Here is an 18,541-nt window from a genome sequence, read left to right on the forward strand (position 1 = left end):
AAGCTTACTATTAGTAAGCTTGGTTTGTCAAATACTATATGCTAAAATTTATATAAAAACATTGAGGTTATAGAATGAGCCAACAAAATGAGTTGAATTGTTCTCAGTACAAAGATAAGACCACTATTTGCGATAACTTTCACCACACGATCGAGTTCATCGGAAAGCGCTGGATGGGAGTCATTATTTATACACTGCTGAAAGGCCCTAAACGGTATCACGAATTATTAAACGAAATCCCCGGCATTTCTGATCGGCTCCTTACAGAACGACTGCGCGAGCTAGAAAATGAGAGACTAGTTGTGAAGAAAACATTTGAATCCTCCCCAAGAAAAGTGATCTATGAACTAACCCCAATCGGCAAAGAACTCGAAGATGTCATTACTGCTGTTATGCGCTGGGTTAGTAAAGCTTCTCGTATTTAAACCCTACACCTGGGTCATTAACTAGATAAGAATTTAATGTTTATTATCCTTCCTTAGAAAAACAGACTCATAGACATAACAGTTCTATGTTTTGAAGCTTCAATATAAGTAGATGATCATAACAACTTGACGAAGTTTTTTCTTTCACAAAGCTTCCATTTTTCAAGAATGACAATAATTCAGGAGGAGAGGACATGAAAGATTGGGAAGCGGGCTATTTAGCAGGGATTATAGATGGAGAAGGCTCTATCACACTAACTAGAATGCACCAAAGAGAACATCGGCGTCCTTGCATCACAATTTCTTCGTCGGATAAAGAGCTTCTTCTCTATATTCAAACACTGACCGGCGGAGCCATTAGTAATAAGAAAAATTATAAGCCTGGCCTTCACAAGGACTCTTATACTTTGTCTATAAAGAACAAAGAGAGCGTGTTGATGATTTTAAAAGAAGTTTCCCCTTATCTCAGAATAGATAAAAAAAGAAATCGAGCTAAATGGATATTGGAACACTACAACAGAGTCACACCTCGAAATGGGAAATATACAGCTGATATGTTAAAAGCGAAATTATTATTTGAGGAGTCATTTTTTAACATATAAAAACTGTTAAAGACCTCCACCTTTCCTTCCTATTTATGAACACAAAAAGACTTGCCACGTTTGGCAAGTCTTTTAATTAAATAGGTAATATCCACCAAATCATGTATGGTGGAGACGGTGGGACGTGCTTTTCCATGCTTTCGTCATGGCACTGACTATATCTTGAACCTGCATAGTAAGACAGGCTCTTCGGCGTCTTATGCGAAAAATAGATTTACCTGGATCCCCAGGTAGCTTCCCGCATCCTAGTACTGCCCTCCAACTAAGTGGCAGCCTATAAGTCGATACACGGCTGTTGGATTGCTCCACATACCGCTCGGCATTGCCTTATCATCATTCGATGACTTAGGTTTCACCGATAAAGCCGAATTTTCACTTGTATGTTACCATACAAGGCGACTATTTTCTAATCGAACCCACGTCCAAAGATAACGGCACTTGAACGTCTACGAGCGTAGTCGATATATTCGGATTTCGCTGTACCTTTTGCCTACCGACGGGCGGCCGGACAGCTAGCCTGATTGATCTCTTCCTTTGTCCCCAGACGGAGAACTACGGCGTAGCCCACTAAGAGTGAGTCCCTTACCCTACCACATGGGCGATGGAGGGAGGAACCGCTATCAGCTGTTATTAAGCAGCGAAAGCGAGGTTGTTGTTTTGTTTGCCAGTTATTATTGGCTTTGACGTTTTTACGAGGACGATCCCCTCGGCTCGCAGCCCAAGCTCGAACTATCCCTGTCGAATCCGTAACGTCCCCATTATAAAATAGGAACCGGACCAAATGTCCGAAGCTCAGCTACAGTTCTTATTATACCATTTTTCATAGAAAAAGCAACAATTGTTCGCTCTTTACCCTTTCTGCCGCTCTCTAAACGCGCGCTCTACATCGCGCTTCGCTTCTTTCTTCTTCAAGTCTTCCCGCTTGTCAAACTTCTTCTTCCCTTTAGCCAAACCGATTAGCAGCTTGGCGTAACCGTCTTTTAAATACATTTTCAGCGGGACAATTGAATAACCCGCTTCCTTTGTTTCCCCAATGAGCTTATCAATCTGTTTGCGGTGCAATAACAGCTTTCTCGTTCTGAGCGGGTCATGATTATAGCGGTTTCCCTGCTCATAGGGACTGATATGCATGTTATATACAAACACTTCCCCTTTTTGAATGCGGGCAAACGCGTCTTTTAAATTTACTCTTCCAGCACGGATTGACTTAATTTCCGTTCCTTGAAGTACGATCCCCGCTTCAAACGTTTCTTCGATAAAAAAATCATGGCGCGCTTTTTTATTTTGCGCAACTACTTTTCCTTCTCCCTTTGGCATTTTTCTTCACCTTCCGTTATTCAGTCCGACCCGGCAGCCTGGAAGCTGCCGGGTGCCTGTTATCCTTTATTCCGGCGTCTTTTCTTCGCTTGTTTTTTTGCTACGCCTTCATAATATTTACCGCGTTTTTTCTTTTTGTTTGGCGGCTGATTCGTCCATTCGCCGCCCGCTCCTTCATCGCTGTTGCCTTGCGGGCCGCTTGCTTTTTTGCTTTGTGATTTTCCATTAATCGTTTTTGTCTGAACAGCAGGACGTTTTCTTATATTTTTCATGCCAACAATCTCAAAGTCAATGGATTGTTCGTCCTTATTTACATCTCTCACTCTGACGGTAATTTGATCGCCGATGCGGAAAACATTTCCCGTCCGCTCACCAATCATAGCAAATTGCTGTTCATCATAGCGATAGTAATCATCCGTCATATAAGAGACATGGATCAAGCCTTCGATGGTGTTTTCCAACTCAACAAACATCCCGAAGTTGGTGACAGAACTAATAATGCCGTCAAATTCTTCCCCAATTTTATCCAGCATGAATTCTGCTTTTTTCAGTTCATCTGTGTCACGTTCGGCATCCACAGCCCGGCGCTCCATGTTCGATGTATGTTCGGCAATTTCCGGCAGGCGTGCTTCCCACTTTGCCTGAGTAGCCGGATCCACCTGCTTCTCAATTAAATACGTACGGATTAGACGGTGCACAATTAAATCCGGATAACGTCGAATGGGTGAAGTGAAGTGCGTATAATAATCTGTCGACAATCCAAAATGCCCTAGGCTTTCATCATAGTATTTCGCCTGCTGCATGGAACGAAGCATAACGGTAGAAATGATTACTTCTTCCGGTTTGCCTTGGATCGCCTCAAGCACCTCCTGCAAAGCGCGCGGATGTACAGAGTTAGACGTGCCTTTGACAACTAATCCGAAGTTCGTAATGAATTCAAAGAAACGCTGCAGCTTATCTTCTTTCGGATCTTCATGGATCCGATAAATGAACGGTACATCCATCCAATGAAAATGTTCGGCTACTGTTTCATTCGCTGCCAGCATGAATTCTTCAATTAACCGCTCGGCAACAGACCGCTCACGCAGCACGACATCCACCGGCTTGCCGTCTTCATCAACAATGACTTTCGATTCTTTAAAGTCAAAATCAATGGCACCACGCTTCTCCCGCTTCTTATGCAAGATAGCCGCCAGCTCTTCCATGTCTTCAAATAATGGTACAAGCGGTGCATACTTCGACCGCAGTTCTTCATCTTTATCAACAAGAATATCATTTACATCACTATACGTCATTCGCTCAGTTGTCTTAATCACACTTTGGAAAATTTCGTGGCTTACGACTTCGCCGGATGAGTTAATCTCCATCTCACACGAGAGTGTCAGCCGGTCCACTTTTGGGTTCAATGAGCAAATACCATTAGAAAGACGATGTGGGATCATTGGGATGACGCGGTCAACGAGGTAAACACTCGTACCTCGCTCATACGCCTCCTCATCGATGGGAGAACCTTCTGTCACATAATAACTGACATCAGCAATATGAACGCCGAGCTTATAGTTTCCATTATCGAGCTTTGTCACAGTCACGGCATCGTCTAAATCTTTCGCATCGGCGCCGTCAATTGTGACAATCGTTTCTTCGCGCAAATCCCGTCGGCCTTCTATTTCTTTTTCGCTAATTGTTTCCGGTACAGCATTTGCCTGTTCCATCACTTCCTCAGGGAATTCCTGTGGCAAGCCATGCTTATAAATAATTGAAATAATATCTACACCCGGGTCATTTTTGTGGCCAAGAATCTGTATGACTTCCCCTTCAGCACTTTTACGCCCATCCGGATAAGAAGTAATTTTCACAACCACTTTGTGGCCCTCAATTGCCCCGTGAGCAGCCTCCTTCGGAATGAAAATATCACTCGCAAACTTTTTATCATCGGGGATGACAAAACCAAAATGCTTACTGTCAGTGTATGTACCAACAATCTCTGTTTTTCCACGCTCAAGAATGCGGACAACCGTCCCTTCTCGTCGTGATCCGCTCGTTTCCGAAGTCACCCTCACAAGCGCAATGTCGCCATTTAATGCGCCATTTGTTTCATGTGGTGGAATAAATATATCGTCCATTCCTTGTTCTTCGGGCACTAAAAAAGCAAAGCCTTTTGAATGTCCGGAAATTTTACCGCGTACTAAATTCATTTTTTCAGGAAGCCCGTAGCGATTCGCTCTGGTCCGAACGACCAATCCCTTTTCTTCCATATATACAAGAGCCTTCACAAAATCTTTAAACTCAGCAGAATCTTCAATTTGCATCATCTCTTCCAGCTCTTTAACAGTGAGCGGCTTGTAGGACTCTTCCTTCATATATGTCAATAATCTGTCAACAAGCTCATTTTGCTGATCCATAGCAGTCCCTCCTTACATTTTGTATTAGTCGTTCCAGTTCAGCTTTTCCAGGAAGTCGTAAATATCCTCGTGCAGCTGTTCTTTTTCTTTATCAATGGTAATCACATGGCCTGACTCTTCATACCACTTTATTTCCTTCATTGTTGACTCAATTTCATCGTAAATGATGTTGGCACTTTCCGGATTAATCATCTCATCGTGGCGAGCCTGAACGACGAAGGCGGGCGCATAAATCATATCGATATGATCACGCACATCCGAAATGAGATTTTGCAGTGCTTTTAACGTGTTCATCGGTGTTTTTTTGAACGCCTCTATTTCTTGTTCAATTACCTCTTCCGATTTCCCTTCAAACTTCTTAAATTGGCGGGCGTAATCTAAAACCCCCTGGTACATCACTTCTTCACTTTTAATGTACATCGGCGCGCACATCGTCACAATTCCTTTCACAGGAACAGTATAGCCGAGCTTTAAAGAAAATACCCCGCCGAGGGACAAGCCAGCCACAGCAATTTCCTCATAGCCAAGATTTTTTAGATGCTCATAGCCATCCATCACATCCTGCCACCAGTCTTGCGGACCAGTATGAACAAGCTCCTCCGGCGGAACCCCATGCCCTTTATAATGCGGAGCATGCGATGTATATCCCTTCTTTTGCAAAAAGCGCCCGAGCATTCGCACGTCGGAAGAGTTCCCCGTGAACCCATGAAGCAAAAGCACCGCCCGCTTTCCAGCTTCAAACGTAAATGGTTTCGGCAAACGTAATTTCATAATTCAAAAAACCCCTTTTCTCTAGTATGAACCGTTCCACAGACATTCATTATCATTTTACGAAATAATGCCCTTAGAAACCAGCGTGAGGCCTGTCTCATTTCAATAAAAAAAGCTTCTTCTCTCTAAAAAGACGCAAGGATCTAGTGTTCCCAAGAAAATTCAACGGCCTTTTCCCGGTGGAATACAGGGAAAAGGCCGCTGTTCATCACGTATGTTCCTATGAATCATCTATGGAAAGAGAGCTCTTTAATTGCTTATACCGGCCCAAAAAATCTTCCATATATTTTGGAGTCTTGGGACCATCTTTTCTGCTCCGTAAAAAGACAGCTCAATGAAAATGCCATCAAGCAAACAATAATAAGCAATGATTAAATCTTCTATGTTTTCTTCACGAATTTCTTTCGCTTCTATTCCTTGTATGAAAATTGAGCGCAAAATAGCGGACAAGGCTTCCTCCGATAACAAAAACTCTTCATTTACAAGCTCTTTCAGTGACTCTGGCGGAAAGACTACTGCTCTTCTCAAAAAAGTAGTTTTTTCCTCATCATCTATGTAATCTTGCGCCGTTAACAGCATAATTTGTCTCAGTTGTTCTTCAGACGTCTCTCCTTTTATACGCTCCATCAGCCGCCTTACATCCTCAATATGACTCCACAAAATTTTCTTATAAATCGTTAAAAATATCTCTTCTTTATTTTTAAAGTGGTTATAGATGGACGGCTTTTGAATTCCCACTCCCTTGGCAATCTCTGCTAAGGTCGTGCCTTCATATCCGTTCTTAGCAAACAGCGCAATCGCTATAGCGATAATTTTGTCTTTTGTCATTGGCAGCCTCCGAATCCTTTTCTTTCATTAACAAAATGATAAACGATTCTCACTGTTTAGTCTAAGTGTTTCCTTAATAATTTAACTAAAAAAGCCCTGCCCTTAGTCAATCGAACTAAAGACAGGCCTTTTTTAATTGAAAGATGGTTGTTCTTGTTTAGAGTAAACAATTTCTCCGTCAATGATCGTCATTTCCACTTTCGTATCAAGAATTTCTTCTACAGGCACATCAAAAATATTTCTGTCCAGAATGGCAATATCAGCCAGCTTTCCCGCTTCAAGCGTTCCTAATTCATGCTCTCTAAATGTGCCAAATGCTGAACCGTACGTATATGCACGCAGAGCTTCAGATACAGTAATCCGCTCATCAGGATTCCATACATTTTTTCCACCGCTGTCAATTCTCGACACAGCCCGATATATTTGCAACATGGGATTTAAGGAATCAATCGGAAAGTCAGTTCCTAAAGCAAGCTGTGCTCCTGATTTTTGCAGCGTATTAATAATGAAAACATCCTTCTCTCGCTCTTTGCCAATTCGTTCCGTATAGACCCCACGCTCAGATAAAGCCATGTGATCCGGCTGCATAGAAGCGATTACTCCTAATGAAGAAAAGCGGGAAACGTCATTTCTGTCAATGACTTCTATATGTTCAATCGCATGGCGGGAATCCCTTGCTCCATTCACTTTTTGTGCTTCTTCGAACGTATCTAGAGCTAAACGGATAGCCCCATCCCCAATAGCATGAAAACGAATGCTAAATTCCTCTTTATCCGCCTCGATGACCCAATCTTTTATTTGGTCTGAAGAGAAAGCTGCATGTCCACAAGTGTCCGGCTGATCCGCGTAAGGCTGGAGCATGTAAGCCGTCCGGCTCGTCACTACCCCATCAATGAACTGCTTTAATCCAGCAACCCGTAATTTGGCTGACTGATATTTTTCCCTCAGTTGTTTCGCATGCGCAATGTTGCCATCAAGCTGTGGAAAAAGATGCATGCGTACAGTTAGTTCGTCATTCTCTTCAAATTCCCGGAACAGTTCAAAATCATCCAGCTTGCTCAATGTTTCTGTTCCATACAAATTATTGATGGACGTAACCCCGTAACTAGCTGCTTCTTTAAGAAAATTTCTAAATAAACTAGCTTTTTTATTTTTCGGAAGATCATAGGCATATTCCGTTACCAATGAAGAAGCTTCTTCAATTAATATGCCCGTCGGTTCCCCATTATCATCTTTTTCAACGGTTCCGTAAGAAGGATTTTTCGTATCCTTATTAATATTGGCAACCTCCAATGCTTTGCTGTTTACCCATGAGTAATGGCCCTCCGCATGAAATAATACAACTGGCCGGTCCGGGAATACCCGATCCAGGGAGAAACGGCTCGGCAGCCTTTTGTCCTCCCAATAACTAGAATCCCACATAAAACCAATAATCCAAGGTTCATCCGGATGCTGTTCTGCATACTGCCGTACCATTTCGACCGCTTCCTCTTCCGAGCGCGCATCAAAAAGGTTCACACATTGCAATGCAAGACTTCCCATCATCGCATGCAAATGAAAATCATGAAAACCAGGCATAATTAATTGGCTTCCATAGTCAAGCACCTTTGTGTTTGCTCCAATAAATGGACGCAGCTCTTCTTTCGAACCGACTGCTACAATTTTATTATTAATAATGGCAATCGCCCCTGGCTGCGGGTTGCTTTCAAGCCCTGTAAATATAGCCTCACTGCTAAGAACAATATCCGCTTCTTTTTGCTTATTCAACATAATGTCCCCTTTTCTTTTGTAAGTTATAAATCTAGCAATTACTTATTCGACTATTCTCATTTCATATTCTGTTTCCTCAAAGTGTAATTCAGGCGGACGCTGCTTGAACATTTTCGTTAGATGTAGAAGATAACCGAGCCCGATGAGCAGCCAAACACTCCCCAAAGTCATGGAATGAATGTCTAGCTTCGTCCAAAATAAAGCCGTCGTGCCGGCGCCCATTAACGGGATAAGCATATATAGCAATAGACCTTTTATTGAACGTTGTTTCTTTTTAATAAAGTAATGGACAAACACTGAAAGATTCACGAAAGTAAAAGCGAACAAGGCACCAAAATTAATAAAGGAAGTAGCTGTCTCTATACTCAAAAACAGAGCGCTCGTCGCAATAGCAGCAATAATTAATATATTATAAACAGGTGTCTGGAACTTGGCTGAAAGGTGACCGAATATCTTGTTTGGAAGGATGTTTTCCCTTCCCATTGCATATAGGATACGCGCTCCGCTGCCGCCGGAGGCGACGGCTGAAGCAATACTTGCTGTTACAGTTACAGAGAGAAAGAAAGCATTTAAGAAATTTCCCCCGGCGTACATAAAAATCTCAACAGCAGCTGATTCAGGATCTTTAAATGTACTGAAGTTCGGGAAGATAGACTGGGCAAAATAAGTAGAAGCAACGAACAATGCTCCACCTATCAAGACAATCCCATAAATCGCCTTGGGCATGACTCTTTTTGGATCTTTTGTTTCTTCCGCTAAAGTGGTTATGGCATCAAAGCCTAGAAAACTAAAACAAAGAAGAGGAACAACCGCTAATAAACTTGCAAATTTAACTTCTGGATCAAAAAATGGAGCAGATGTGAAAAGCTCTCCGCTTCCTTTTCCTTCTAAAAGTCCCTTTATACATAAAAGACAAAAAGCCACGATAAAAAGAATTTGAAAAAAGACAAGGAGTGCATTTACATTCGCCGCAATCTTAATCCCAAAAATATTGATAGCGGTTACAATTACGATGAAAGAAAGAATGCATACGCCGATAGGAAGAACCGGCAAGTAAGCATTCACAAAGATTCCAAAAAGCAAGGCACTGATCATAGGGCTGAATAGGTAATCCAGCAAAATCACCCATCCCACAAGAAAACCAAGTGATGGATTGATTCCTTTTTGCACAAACGTATAAGCTGACCCTGTGATCGGAAATTCCTGAGCCATCTTTCCGTAACTATATGCAGTAAACATCATGACAATCAAGGCAATCATATAAGCAACTGGTATCATTCCGTGTGTGCTTTTAATGGCAATGCCGTATGTTGTAAAAACAGTAATCGGAGCCATAAAAGCAATCCCAAATAAAATTACATGGCGCAACGTGAGCGAGCGTTTCAATGCTGGAGACCTATTCATGGTGAAGCCTTTCCTCCCTATGAATACAATTTGAGGAGCTACCTATTTTTTTACGTGTGTTTCTTTCGAGACTACTTAGCTAGAACGTTTTCCTTGTTTTTATCTTTAATATTTAATGCGGTAAGGCTTGCAAATTCATGGACAAGTGTAGCCGCTAACAAGGACGTAATCTGCGTTGGATCGTAAGTAGGTAGCACTTCTACCAAATCAAAGCCAACATAATTGAATCCTGTGAGGGAGCGAACCATTTTCAATGTTTCGAGACTATTAAAACCGCCCACTTCCAATGTTCCTGTTCCTGGAGCACAAGAAGGATCCACAAAGTCAATGTCAAATGTTAAAAAGCACGGTGTGTCGCCAATAACCTCTTTCATTTGCTTTAGCACACTCTCGAATCCGCGTTCATGAAGTTCAGGAGTTGTGATTACCTGATATCCTAAATCATAACTCGCTTGCATGTCTCCTGGGTGATTTAATGTTCCTCGAATACCAATTTGAAATACTTTATCTGGTTGCAGCAATCCTTCTTCATGCGCCCGGATAAACGGGGAACCGTGCCAGTACTTCTCCTCGTAATATGTATCCCATGTATCTGTATGGGAATCAAAGTGGATTAAAGCAACCGGTCCATGTATTTTGGCTGCAGCGCGAAGGTTAGCCAGCGTCACAGAATGGTCTCCTCCTAAACCAATAGGAATGATTCCTTGCTTCATTAAATCGACCATCGCATTTTCGATCAGTTCATAGCTGCGATGGATATTATGAGGGATAACGGGCACATCTCCTATATCAATGGCATTGCAATCATCGAACGGATATACCTCATGAATCGGATGATAAGGAAAAAGTGTCATTGAGGCCTGGCGAATAGCTTGAGGTGCAAAGCGCGCTCCAACGCGAAAAGAAGCAGCTGTATCAAAGGGCATTCCTAAGATCGCCAGCTTTGCATTTTCATTTGAGGAAGGCAAACGCATAAACGTGCCAGTCGTACAAAATTCAGGCTTTACATCAGGTGAAAGTGGATATTTCATTTTTGTCAGCTCCTATTGTTATAAAATGTTACTAACTACCGGTAGTTAGTTTTACTATAAAACCAGTTTGAGGAAAAGTCAAACTATTTTAAACTTTTTAAAATAGTTTTCTGTGTGGACCCCACTATTTTAGAACGGAAAACATATTGATTCGTTTTCCGCTCTGTCCACAACTTTTATTTTGAGATAAATAGAGTTTTTTTACATTTCATCCGGCGCTTCAATACCAAGCAATGACAGCCCCGTCTTTAGAACTTGAGTGACAGCCAAAACGAAAGCAAGGCGAGATTCCTTCTGTTCATCCTCCTGGAGCACTTTCACTTCTGCGTAGTATTTGTTAAAAGCTTGCGCCAGATCAATAATATGCTTGGCAACTCGTGAAGGATCAAAGGTCACTACTGCTTTTTCAATCACTTCTGGAAATGCCATCAGCAGGCCGACCACTTCCCACTCTTTTTCACCGGACAATCGAATAGACGTTTCTTTCTCAGCATTCCAGCCAGCCTTTCGCAGAATAGAACAAGCCCTTGCATGCGTGTATTGCACATATGGCCCCGTCTCTCCCTCAAATCGCAAAATATCCTCCAATGAAAAGTCAATGTCGTTCATTCGATAATTTTTCAAATCGTTAAAAATAATGGCACCCACACCAACTTGTCTCGCTACTTCTTCTTTATTCGACAGGTTGGGATTCTTCAGTTCGACATTCTTTTTGGCAAGGGCAATAGACTCCTGCAGCACTTCTTCAAGCAAAACCACCTGTCCTTTTCTCGTCGACATCTTCTTGCCGTCTTTACGCATCATACCAAACGGCACATGGACCAGGTCGTCCGCCCAGTCAAAGCCCAATTTTTCCAATACAGCTTTTAGTTGTTTAAAGTGCAGGCTCTGTTCTCCACCCACCACATAAAGGGCCTTTTCAAAATCGTACGTCTCTTTGCGGTAAAGAGCGGCTGCCAGATCCCTTGTGGCATACAAGGTCGCTCCGTCCGACTTTTTAATCAGGCAAGGAGGGAGATTCTCTTCTTCCAGCGACACGACTTGAGCTTGCTCTGACTCCATAAGCAACCCTTTCTCCTCTAGTAAATGGACGACCCGGTCCATTTTGTCATTGTAAAATGCCTCTCCTGCGTATGAATCAAAATCAATGCCCAGCAGTTCATAAATCCGTGAAAAGTCCTTTAGCGATTCGTCTTTAAACCACTTCCACAGCCTAGCTGCTTCCTCGTCGCCGTCTTCGAGCCTCTTAAACCATTCACGCCCTTCCGCTTCCAACTGGACGTTCGTTTCTGCTTCCTCATGAAACTTTACATACAAAGAGAGCAGTTCCTTAATCGGGTTTGCTCTTACTTTAGCTTCATCTCCCCAATTTTTGTAAGCCGTAATCAGCTTGCCAAATTGCGTGCCCCAATCACCGAGGTGATTAATTTTCACAGGCTTGTAACCGCACTCGGCTAATAAGAGGGCAAGGGAATGGCCGATCACCGTTGAACGAAGATGCCCCATGGAGAATGGCTTGGCGATATTAGGTGAAGACATGTCAATGGCAATAGTTTTTCCTTTTCCACTGTTTGATGCGCCAAAATGATTTTTTTTCGCTAATACCTCTTCCAGCACTTGAGCAGTTACTTTTTGTTTGTTCAGAAACACATTAAGATATCCCCCAGCCGCCTCTACTTTCTCAAAAAGCGGAGAATTTACTTTTCGGCTCATCTCTTCGGCAATCAACTGTGGCGACTTCCGCTCAATTTTCGCCAGGGAAAAGCATGGAAAGGCTAGATCCCCACGTTCCAAATGCTTTGGCTTTTCAATTAATGGCTGCAAGTGATCCTTCGCCATTCTTCCCTCTAATGCCTCATACAGAGCTTGTGCAAATTCGTTACTATACATCATCATTCTCTCCTTATGATAAAAATAAAGAAACTCCCGTCTCTTCATGAAGAGACGGGAGTTTCTTTCCCGCGGTACCACTCTTTTTGTTCCATAACGGAACCGGCTCATCTTTGGTAACGGAAATACCCGGCTTGCCCTATCACCATCTTTTCAGACAAGCGTCTCAGAAGTGCGGTTCGTCATTTGATTTCGACCAGGCTTTCACTATCCCTGATTCGCTAAGTCCCTCATAATGATTACTCTCTTCCTCATCGACTTTTATATTTATAAATTCAATTTTTATCCCTTATATTTTTTACACTTTTGCAAGATTTGTGCCAAATTCTAAAACTCGTCAAATGAATAAAAAGTCCTTCATCATCTAATTTTCCTATTCACTTCATAATAATTTATGCAAAAATGAATAGAATTAACAAAAAATAATGTATTAAATAAACCTAATAATAGTTTAAAATATATTTTTAAAAGCTCGCCTTTTCCTTAATTAATTTAAATTTATTCTCGTCCTTCTCTTAGAGTTGGCACAAAAATTGTAAGAATGTTTGGAGATTTCAAATTTATGCTACAAAAGGAGGATGCACCTTGAATGAAAACATTCGTCTAAAGAAATCCTTAAAGTTATGGCAAGTGGTCATGATTGGGCTGGCCTACATGGCCCCTATGGTTGTATTTGATACATTCGGGATTGTGTCAGACATTACTGGCGGCCACGTGCCTGCCGCTTACTTTATCGCTTTGGCGGGGATGCTGTTCACAGCAGCCAGCTATGGAAAGCTTGTCAAAGTCTTCCCCTCAGCCGGTTCAGCCTACACGTACACTCAAAAAGCCATTAATCCTCATCTCGGATTTTTAGTCGGCTGGTCTTCGCTGCTTGATTATTTATTTTTACCAATGGTCAATGCTTTACTGACTAAACTTTATTTGAATGCTTTATTTCCGGCCGTGCCTTCATGGGTATGGGTCGTCGGTTTTGTCGGGCTTGTCACGCTAATAAACGTGCGAGGCATCAACATTCTTGCCAATTTTAATACACTCTTTGTTTTAATACAGATTGCCATTATGGTTGTATTTGTATTTCTTGTTATCAGAGGGCTTAGCAATGGTGAAGGAACCGGTCAACTGTTAACATCTCAGCCTTTCTTTGGTGATAGCATGGAAATAGGGCCTCTCATTGCCGGAGCAACTATTCTCTGTTTTTCTTTTTTAGGGTTCGATGCGGTTACCACCTTATCGGAAGAAACGCCTGATGCAGTGAAAACGATTCCAAAAGCGATTTTCTTCACGGCGCTTTGGGGCGGCATTATTTTCATTCTTACTTCTTACTTTATTCAGGTGTTTTTCCCTGACAATTCCAGATTTAACGATCCGGAAGCCGCTCTTCCTGAAATCGCTTTATATGTGGGAGGCGCTTTGTTCCAATCCATCTTTCTTGGCATTACCTTCGTCAATACACTCGCATCCGGACTCGCCTCTACAGCGAGTGTGTCAAGGTTGCTGTATGTTATGGGAAGAGACAATGTTTTTCCGAAAAAATGGTTTGCTTATCTTCACCCAAAATGGCGTACGCCGATGTTTAATATTATTATTGCAGCAATAGTTTCTTTATCAGCGATCTTTCTTGATCTTGTGACAGCTACCTCGCTCATCAATTTTGGCGCCTTGATCGCTTTCACATTCGTTAACTTATCTGTCATTAGCTACTTTGTTATTCAGAAGAAACAGCATAAAACAGTGAAAGGATTTGTTAATTATTTGGTTATGCCCTTAATTGGAGCTGCGATTGTTGGTGTGCTATGGGTGAACTTGGACATCCACTCTCTAACATTAGGAATCATCTGGGCACTCATCGGCTTTTCCTACTTGCTGTATATGACGAAAGGCTTCCGAAAACAACCACCACAGTTTGCTGGTGAACAAAATGAGATTTTAGCAGAATCCATTGCTCCAAGAGCAGGAAACGACAAGTAAAATAATATTTCAAAATAAGGATCTGTTCCTGACGAGTGTTTATTGGTGATCCGGTCAACGATATAAAAACCAATATTAATAAAAAAAGGGCTGACCTGAAAAACGGTAAAAACCGGCTTTCGGGTCAGCCCTTTTTGCATTACAAACCAAAATAAGATACAGCAATTGTTAAAGCAAAAAACAAAATCGCTAACACAACCGTTACACGGTGCAAGACTAAATCAATCCCCCGTGCTTTCTGTTTACCAAAAAGCTGTTCCGCTCCGCCGGAAATCGCCCCGGACAACCCGGCACTTTTTCCAGATTGCAGCAGCACAACAGCAATTAACGCAATCGATACAATCACAAGCAGAGTTACTAACAAAGTGTGTAGCATGTTTCTACCTCCATGAACGAGCATACGAATACACCAAGTTTAACACAAAAAAACAAAAATGTGAATAAAATAACAAGAGGCCAGCTTCCCATCACTTAAAAAGATGGGAGGCTGGCCCTGATTTTCCTTATTTTTTCAAGTTATAGAATGTTTTATCGCCTAAGTATTGAGCAAGCTCTCCAAGCTGGTCTTCAATGCGAAGAAGCTGGTTATACTTAGCTACACGGTCTGTTCTGGATGGTGCGCCTGTTTTAATTTGACCGGCATTTGTCGCAACAGCGATATCAGCAATTGTTGCATCTTCCGTTTCACCGGAACGGTGGGAAATAACGGCTGTATAGCCTGCACGTTTAGCCATTTCAATAGCATCAAATGTTTCAGTCAATGTACCGATTTGGTTTACTTTAATAAGGATAGCATTGCCTACTCCTTGTTCGATTCCTTGAGCAAGTTTCTTCGTATTCGTTACGAATAAGTCATCGCCGACAAGCTGAACTCTATTTCCAATGCGTTCAGTCAGCATTTTATGGCCTTCCCAGTCATTTTCATCTAAGCCATCTTCAATAGAGATGATCGGATACTTAGAAACCATTTCTTCATACCAATCCACCATTTCCGCAGAAGTTTTCACAACTCCTTCTCCGCTTAAATGATATTTACCGTCTTCTTTATTAAAGAACTCAGAAGAAGCAGCATCCATTGCTAGTTTCACTTGTTCTCCAGGTGTATAACCTGCTTTTTCAATCGCTTCAATAATGGTTTGCAAGGCTTCTTCGTTTGATTTTAAGTTTGGAGCAAATCCGCCTTCGTCACCCACTGCAGTGTTTAGTCCTTTTTCTTTTAAAACGGCTTTTAAGCTATGAAAAATTTCCGCACCCATACGAAGTGCTTCTTTAAAGCTTTCTGCTCCAACTGGCATGACCATGAACTCTTGAATATCAACGTTGTTATCCGCATGCTCACCGCCATTTAGAATATTCATCATCGGCACTGGCAGTTGTTTAGAGTTCACACCGCCAAGGTATTCATATAAATGAACACCGAGGAAATCAGCAGCGGCATGAGCTACAGCCATAGACACACCTAGAATCGCATTGGCTCCAAGCTTGCCCTTATTGTCTGTTCCATCTAATTCAATCATGGCACGGTCAATACCAATTTGATCCAGTACCTCAAAGCTGCCGACTAGTTCCGGCGCGATTACATCGTTCACATTTTCAACTGCTTTCAGTACCCCTTTGCCAAGATAACGGCTTTTATCGCCATCACGCAGCTCTACTGCTTCGTACTCTCCTGTAGAAGCGCCGGATGGAACAAGCGCTCTTCCAAAAGCTCCGGATTGTGTGTAAACTTCTACTTCTACTGTTGGATTTCCACGGGAATCTAACACTTCACGTGCGTAAATATCAGTAATAATTGGCATAACATTCTCTCCTTTTTTACAAAACATTTATTTTTTAATTAGAGATGTACCCGTCATTTCTGCTGGCTTCTCTATTTTCAGCAAATCAAGCATAGTTGGTGCCAAGTCACCAAGAATGCCGCCTTCTCGCAATTCGATGCCTTTCTTTGTAACAATGACTGGCACTGGATTTGTTGTATGAGCCGTCATCGGCTCCCCTTCTAATGTGATTACTTCATCAGCATTTCCATGGTCTGCAGTAATAATCGCAGCTCCGCCTTTGGAAATAATTAAATCAACGATTCGTCCCAGACACTCATCGACTGTTTCTACCGCCTTGATTGTTGGCTGCAACAGCCCTGAATGGCCAACCATATCAGGATTAGCAAAGTTTAAAATAATGGCATCCTGACGGTCATTATTAATTTCATCAAGAAGCGCTTCTGTTACTTCATAGGCGCTCATTTCTGGCTTTAAATCATAGGTCGCTACTTTCGGGGAATTTATTAAAATTCTTTTTTCTCCCGAAAATTCTTTTTCTCTGCCCCCGCTCATAAAGAACGTAACATGCGGGTATTTTTCCGTTTCCGCAATGCGCAGCTGGCTTAACCCATGAGCAGATAATACTTCCCCGATTGTATTGGTCAGGTCGACATTGTTAAAAGCAATCACACCTTTAACTGTCACACTGTAAGGGGTCATACAAACGAAGTAGAGATTCTCCGGCAGCTGATCGCCACGATCAAACCCTTCAAACTCTTCATTTGTAAACACATTTGATAATTGAATCGCCCGGTCTGGTCGGAAGTTGAAAAAGATGATGGCATCATTATCTTCTACTTTCGCCACCGGCTGGCCCGCTTCATTTGTTAACACAGCTGGCACTACAAACTCATCATAAATGCCATTTGCATAAGATTCCTCCACCACTTCAAGTGGATTCTCAAAAAATGGTGCTTCGTTGTAAACCATAGCGCGGTATGTTTTCTCTACCCGATCCCAGCGCTTGTCCCGGTCCATTGCATAATAGCGGCCGGAAATGGTGGCAAATTGGCCCACTCCATATTCCTGCATTTTTTCAAGTGTTTCTTCAATATATCCCTTTGCCGTCTGCGGACCGACATCACGGCCATCTAAGAATGCATGAACATATACCTTCTTAAGCCCCTCTTGTGCCGCAAGCTTTAACAAAGCAAATAGATGCTCAATATGGCTATGAACGCCGCCGTCAGATAACAATCCAAACAAGTGAAGAGCGGATCCATGCTTCTTCGCATGTTGAATCGCTTGCAAAAAGGCTTCATTTTTGAAAAATTCTTTTTCACGAATAGAGATATTAATGCGTGTTAAATTCTGATAGACGATACGGCCAGCCCCAATGTTTAAATGGCCTACCTCAGAATTTCCCATTTGGCCTTCAGGAAGACCTACCGCTTCCCCACTCGCTGTTAAGGTCGCATGGGGAAACTGCTCCCAATAGCGATCAAAATTTGGCTTTTTTGCCTGGACTACTGCATTTCCTTTTGTCTCGGCCCGGCAGGCAAAGCCATCCAAAATAATCAATGCAACAGGTGATTTAGCCATGGTTGACAGCCTCCAGCAGTTGCAAAAACGAAGCAGGCTCCAGGCTGGCTCCGCCTACAAGCGCACCGTCAATATCCGACTGAGCAATAAATTCACTAATGTTAGTTGGCTTTACACTGCCACCGTACTGGATGCGCAGACTATCAGCTGCTTCCTGTGAAAACTTTTTGGCGACTGTTTGGCGAATATGAGCACATACTTCATTCGCCTCTTCTGCTGTGGAAGATTTACCTGTTCCAATGGCCCAAATTGGCTCATAGGCAATAACAACTTCTCCTGCTTGCTCTGCTGTCAAACCAGTGAGCGCTTTTTCAATCTGGCTTGCAACCAAACGGTTTGTTTCCCCATTTTCACGTTGTTCAAGTGTTTCACCACAACATACGATTGGCGTGATCCCCGCTTTGAAAGCAGCAAGCACTTTTTTATTCACTGTTTCATCTGTCTCATTAAACAGTTCACGGCGTTCAGAGTGACCAATAATCACATATTTTACACCAAGATCTGCGAGAGCTTTCGGACTAATCTCACCAGTGAATGCTCCGCTTTCTTCAAAATGCATCGTTTGGGCACCAATCTCCACATCGGAATCTTGTACCGTCTGAACAAGCTGGTCTAAAAACAGAGCAGGAGCACAAATGACACTATCGACTACGACAGCATCCGGCACGAGGTTTTTTACTTCTTCAGCAAAACTCTTTGCTTCTCCTGCTGTTTTATGCATTTTCCAGTTGCCTGCGATAATAGGTTTGCGCATAAAGCTTCATCCTT

At 42.3% G+C, this 18,541-nt stretch carries 15 protein-coding genes, 1 other RNA gene and 1 other annotated feature; of the genes, 3 read left to right on the top strand and 13 right to left on the bottom strand.

Annotated features, from left to right (window positions below):
- Positions 1–74: 74 nt before the first annotated feature.
- Positions 75–425 (top strand): winged helix-turn-helix transcriptional regulator, encoded by a 351-nt coding sequence (locus ACH0BF_RS11840; protein ID WP_340852407.1) that lies wholly within the window; start codon positions 75–77, stop codon positions 423–425.
- Between the two features lie 194 nt (positions 426–619).
- A complete protein-coding gene (locus ACH0BF_RS11845) occupies positions 620–1,027 on the top strand; it encodes an LAGLIDADG family homing endonuclease (RefSeq protein ID WP_340852405.1) in 408 nt (135 codons plus the stop codon).
- A 407-nt stretch (positions 1,028–1,434) separates the two neighbouring features.
- On the opposite strand, the gene ssrA is transcribed toward ACH0BF_RS11845, so the two are convergent.
- The 9 genes from ssrA to argS all read right to left on the bottom strand — a co-directional run bounded on the left by ssrA (position 1,435) and on the right by argS (position 12,443).
- Positions 1,435–1,776: a transfer-messenger RNA gene (ssrA, locus tag ACH0BF_RS11850) on the bottom strand.
- Between the two features lie 100 nt (positions 1,777–1,876).
- On the bottom strand, positions 1,877–2,344 hold the full coding sequence (gene smpB / locus ACH0BF_RS11855) for an SsrA-binding protein SmpB (RefSeq protein WP_120034639.1): 468 nt from the start codon (positions 2,342–2,344) through the stop codon (positions 1,877–1,879).
- A gap of 59 nt (positions 2,345–2,403) precedes the next feature.
- Positions 2,404–4,746, bottom strand: coding sequence for a ribonuclease R (gene rnr / locus ACH0BF_RS11860; RefSeq protein WP_340852402.1), 2,343 nt, complete (start codon positions 4,744–4,746; stop codon positions 2,404–2,406).
- Positions 4,747–4,770: 24 nt separating this feature from the next.
- Complete coding sequence (locus ACH0BF_RS11865) at positions 4,771–5,517, bottom strand: alpha/beta hydrolase (RefSeq protein ID WP_120034644.1); 747 nt, start codon at positions 5,515–5,517, stop codon at positions 4,771–4,773.
- A 249-nt stretch (positions 5,518–5,766) separates the two neighbouring features.
- The gene (locus tag ACH0BF_RS11870; protein ID WP_340852399.1) at positions 5,767–6,345 is read right to left on the bottom strand and encodes a TetR/AcrR family transcriptional regulator; all 579 of its coding nucleotides are present in this window, start codon (positions 6,343–6,345) and stop codon (positions 5,767–5,769) included.
- A 132-nt stretch (positions 6,346–6,477) separates the two neighbouring features.
- The gene (locus tag ACH0BF_RS11875) at positions 6,478–8,115 is read right to left on the bottom strand and encodes an amidohydrolase (protein WP_340852398.1); all 1,638 of its coding nucleotides are present in this window, start codon (positions 8,113–8,115) and stop codon (positions 6,478–6,480) included.
- Positions 8,116–8,157: 42 nt separating this feature from the next.
- Entirely contained in the window at positions 8,158–9,519 is a 1,362-nt protein-coding gene (locus ACH0BF_RS11880; protein WP_406909415.1) for an APC family permease, read from the bottom strand.
- 71 nt (positions 9,520–9,590) lie between these two features.
- Positions 9,591–10,550, bottom strand: coding sequence for an agmatinase (gene speB / locus ACH0BF_RS11885; RefSeq protein WP_120034650.1), 960 nt, complete (start codon positions 10,548–10,550; stop codon positions 9,591–9,593).
- A gap of 201 nt (positions 10,551–10,751) precedes the next feature.
- Positions 10,752–12,443: an arginine--tRNA ligase gene (gene argS, locus ACH0BF_RS11890; RefSeq protein WP_340852393.1), complete on the bottom strand. Its 1,692-nt coding sequence runs from the start codon at positions 12,441–12,443 to the stop codon at positions 10,752–10,754.
- Between the two features lie 44 nt (positions 12,444–12,487).
- Positions 12,488–12,704: a binding site (T-box leader), on the bottom strand.
- A 321-nt stretch (positions 12,705–13,025) separates the two neighbouring features.
- Between argS and ACH0BF_RS11895 the strand changes: the two genes are divergently transcribed.
- Positions 13,026–14,411, top strand: coding sequence for an APC family permease (locus ACH0BF_RS11895; RefSeq protein ID WP_340852391.1), 1,386 nt, complete (start codon positions 13,026–13,028; stop codon positions 14,409–14,411).
- Positions 14,412–14,550: 139 nt separating this feature from the next.
- Here ACH0BF_RS11895 and secG read toward each other — a convergent pair whose 3' ends face one another.
- From secG to tpiA, 4 genes are all read right to left on the bottom strand, one after another.
- Positions 14,551–14,787, bottom strand: a complete 237-nt coding sequence (gene secG / locus ACH0BF_RS11900; RefSeq protein ID WP_340852390.1) for a preprotein translocase subunit SecG — start codon at positions 14,785–14,787, stop codon at positions 14,551–14,553.
- 127 nt (positions 14,788–14,914) lie between these two features.
- Complete coding sequence (eno, locus tag ACH0BF_RS11905; RefSeq protein ID WP_120034654.1) at positions 14,915–16,210, bottom strand: phosphopyruvate hydratase; 1,296 nt, start codon at positions 16,208–16,210, stop codon at positions 14,915–14,917.
- A 27-nt stretch (positions 16,211–16,237) separates the two neighbouring features.
- Positions 16,238–17,773, bottom strand: a complete 1,536-nt coding sequence (gene gpmI / locus ACH0BF_RS11910) for a 2,3-bisphosphoglycerate-independent phosphoglycerate mutase (RefSeq protein WP_406909416.1) — start codon at positions 17,771–17,773, stop codon at positions 16,238–16,240.
- Positions 17,766–18,527 (bottom strand): triose-phosphate isomerase, encoded by a 762-nt coding sequence (gene tpiA, locus ACH0BF_RS11915; RefSeq protein ID WP_120034658.1) that lies wholly within the window; start codon positions 18,525–18,527, stop codon positions 17,766–17,768. Before tpiA ends, gpmI begins: the two co-directional genes overlap by 8 nt.
- Positions 18,528–18,541: the final 14 nt, after the last annotated feature.

Origin of the sequence: Pseudobacillus sp. 179-B 2D1 NHS, from assembly GCF_045370945.1 — a bacterium.
GTDB lineage: Bacteria > Bacillota > Bacilli > Bacillales > Domibacillaceae > Pseudobacillus.

Bases quoted from the DNA above. Each gene is read 5' to 3' on its own strand.
- secG (WP_340852390.1), bottom strand. From the start codon at position 14,787: ATGCTACACACTTTGTTAGTAACTCTGCTTGTGATTGTATCGATTGCG.
- speB (WP_120034650.1), bottom strand. From the start codon at position 10,550: ATGAAATATCCACTTTCACCTGATGTAAAGCCTGAATTTTGTACGACT.
- smpB (WP_120034639.1), bottom strand. From the start codon at position 2,344: ATGCCAAAGGGAGAAGGAAAAGTAGTTGCGCAAAATAAAAAAGCGCGC.
- ACH0BF_RS11865 (WP_120034644.1), bottom strand. From the start codon at position 5,517: ATGAAATTACGTTTGCCGAAACCATTTACGTTTGAAGCTGGAAAGCGG.
- ACH0BF_RS11840 (WP_340852407.1), top strand. From the start codon at position 75: ATGAGCCAACAAAATGAGTTGAATTGTTCTCAGTACAAAGATAAGACC.
- gpmI (WP_406909416.1), bottom strand. From the start codon at position 17,773: ATGGCTAAATCACCTGTTGCATTGATTATTTTGGATGGCTTTGCCTGC.
- ACH0BF_RS11880 (WP_406909415.1), bottom strand. From the start codon at position 9,519: ATGAATAGGTCTCCAGCATTGAAACGCTCGCTCACGTTGCGCCATGTA.
- tpiA (WP_120034658.1), bottom strand. From the start codon at position 18,527: ATGCGCAAACCTATTATCGCAGGCAACTGGAAAATGCATAAAACAGCA.
- ACH0BF_RS11845 (WP_340852405.1), top strand. From the start codon at position 620: ATGAAAGATTGGGAAGCGGGCTATTTAGCAGGGATTATAGATGGAGAA.
- eno (WP_120034654.1), bottom strand. From the start codon at position 16,210: ATGCCAATTATTACTGATATTTACGCACGTGAAGTGTTAGATTCCCGT.
- argS (WP_340852393.1), bottom strand. From the start codon at position 12,443: ATGATGTATAGTAACGAATTTGCACAAGCTCTGTATGAGGCATTAGAG.
- ACH0BF_RS11875 (WP_340852398.1), bottom strand. From the start codon at position 8,115: ATGTTGAATAAGCAAAAAGAAGCGGATATTGTTCTTAGCAGTGAGGCT.
- rnr (WP_340852402.1), bottom strand. From the start codon at position 4,746: ATGGATCAGCAAAATGAGCTTGTTGACAGATTATTGACATATATGAAG.
- ACH0BF_RS11870 (WP_340852399.1), bottom strand. From the start codon at position 6,345: ATGACAAAAGACAAAATTATCGCTATAGCGATTGCGCTGTTTGCTAAG.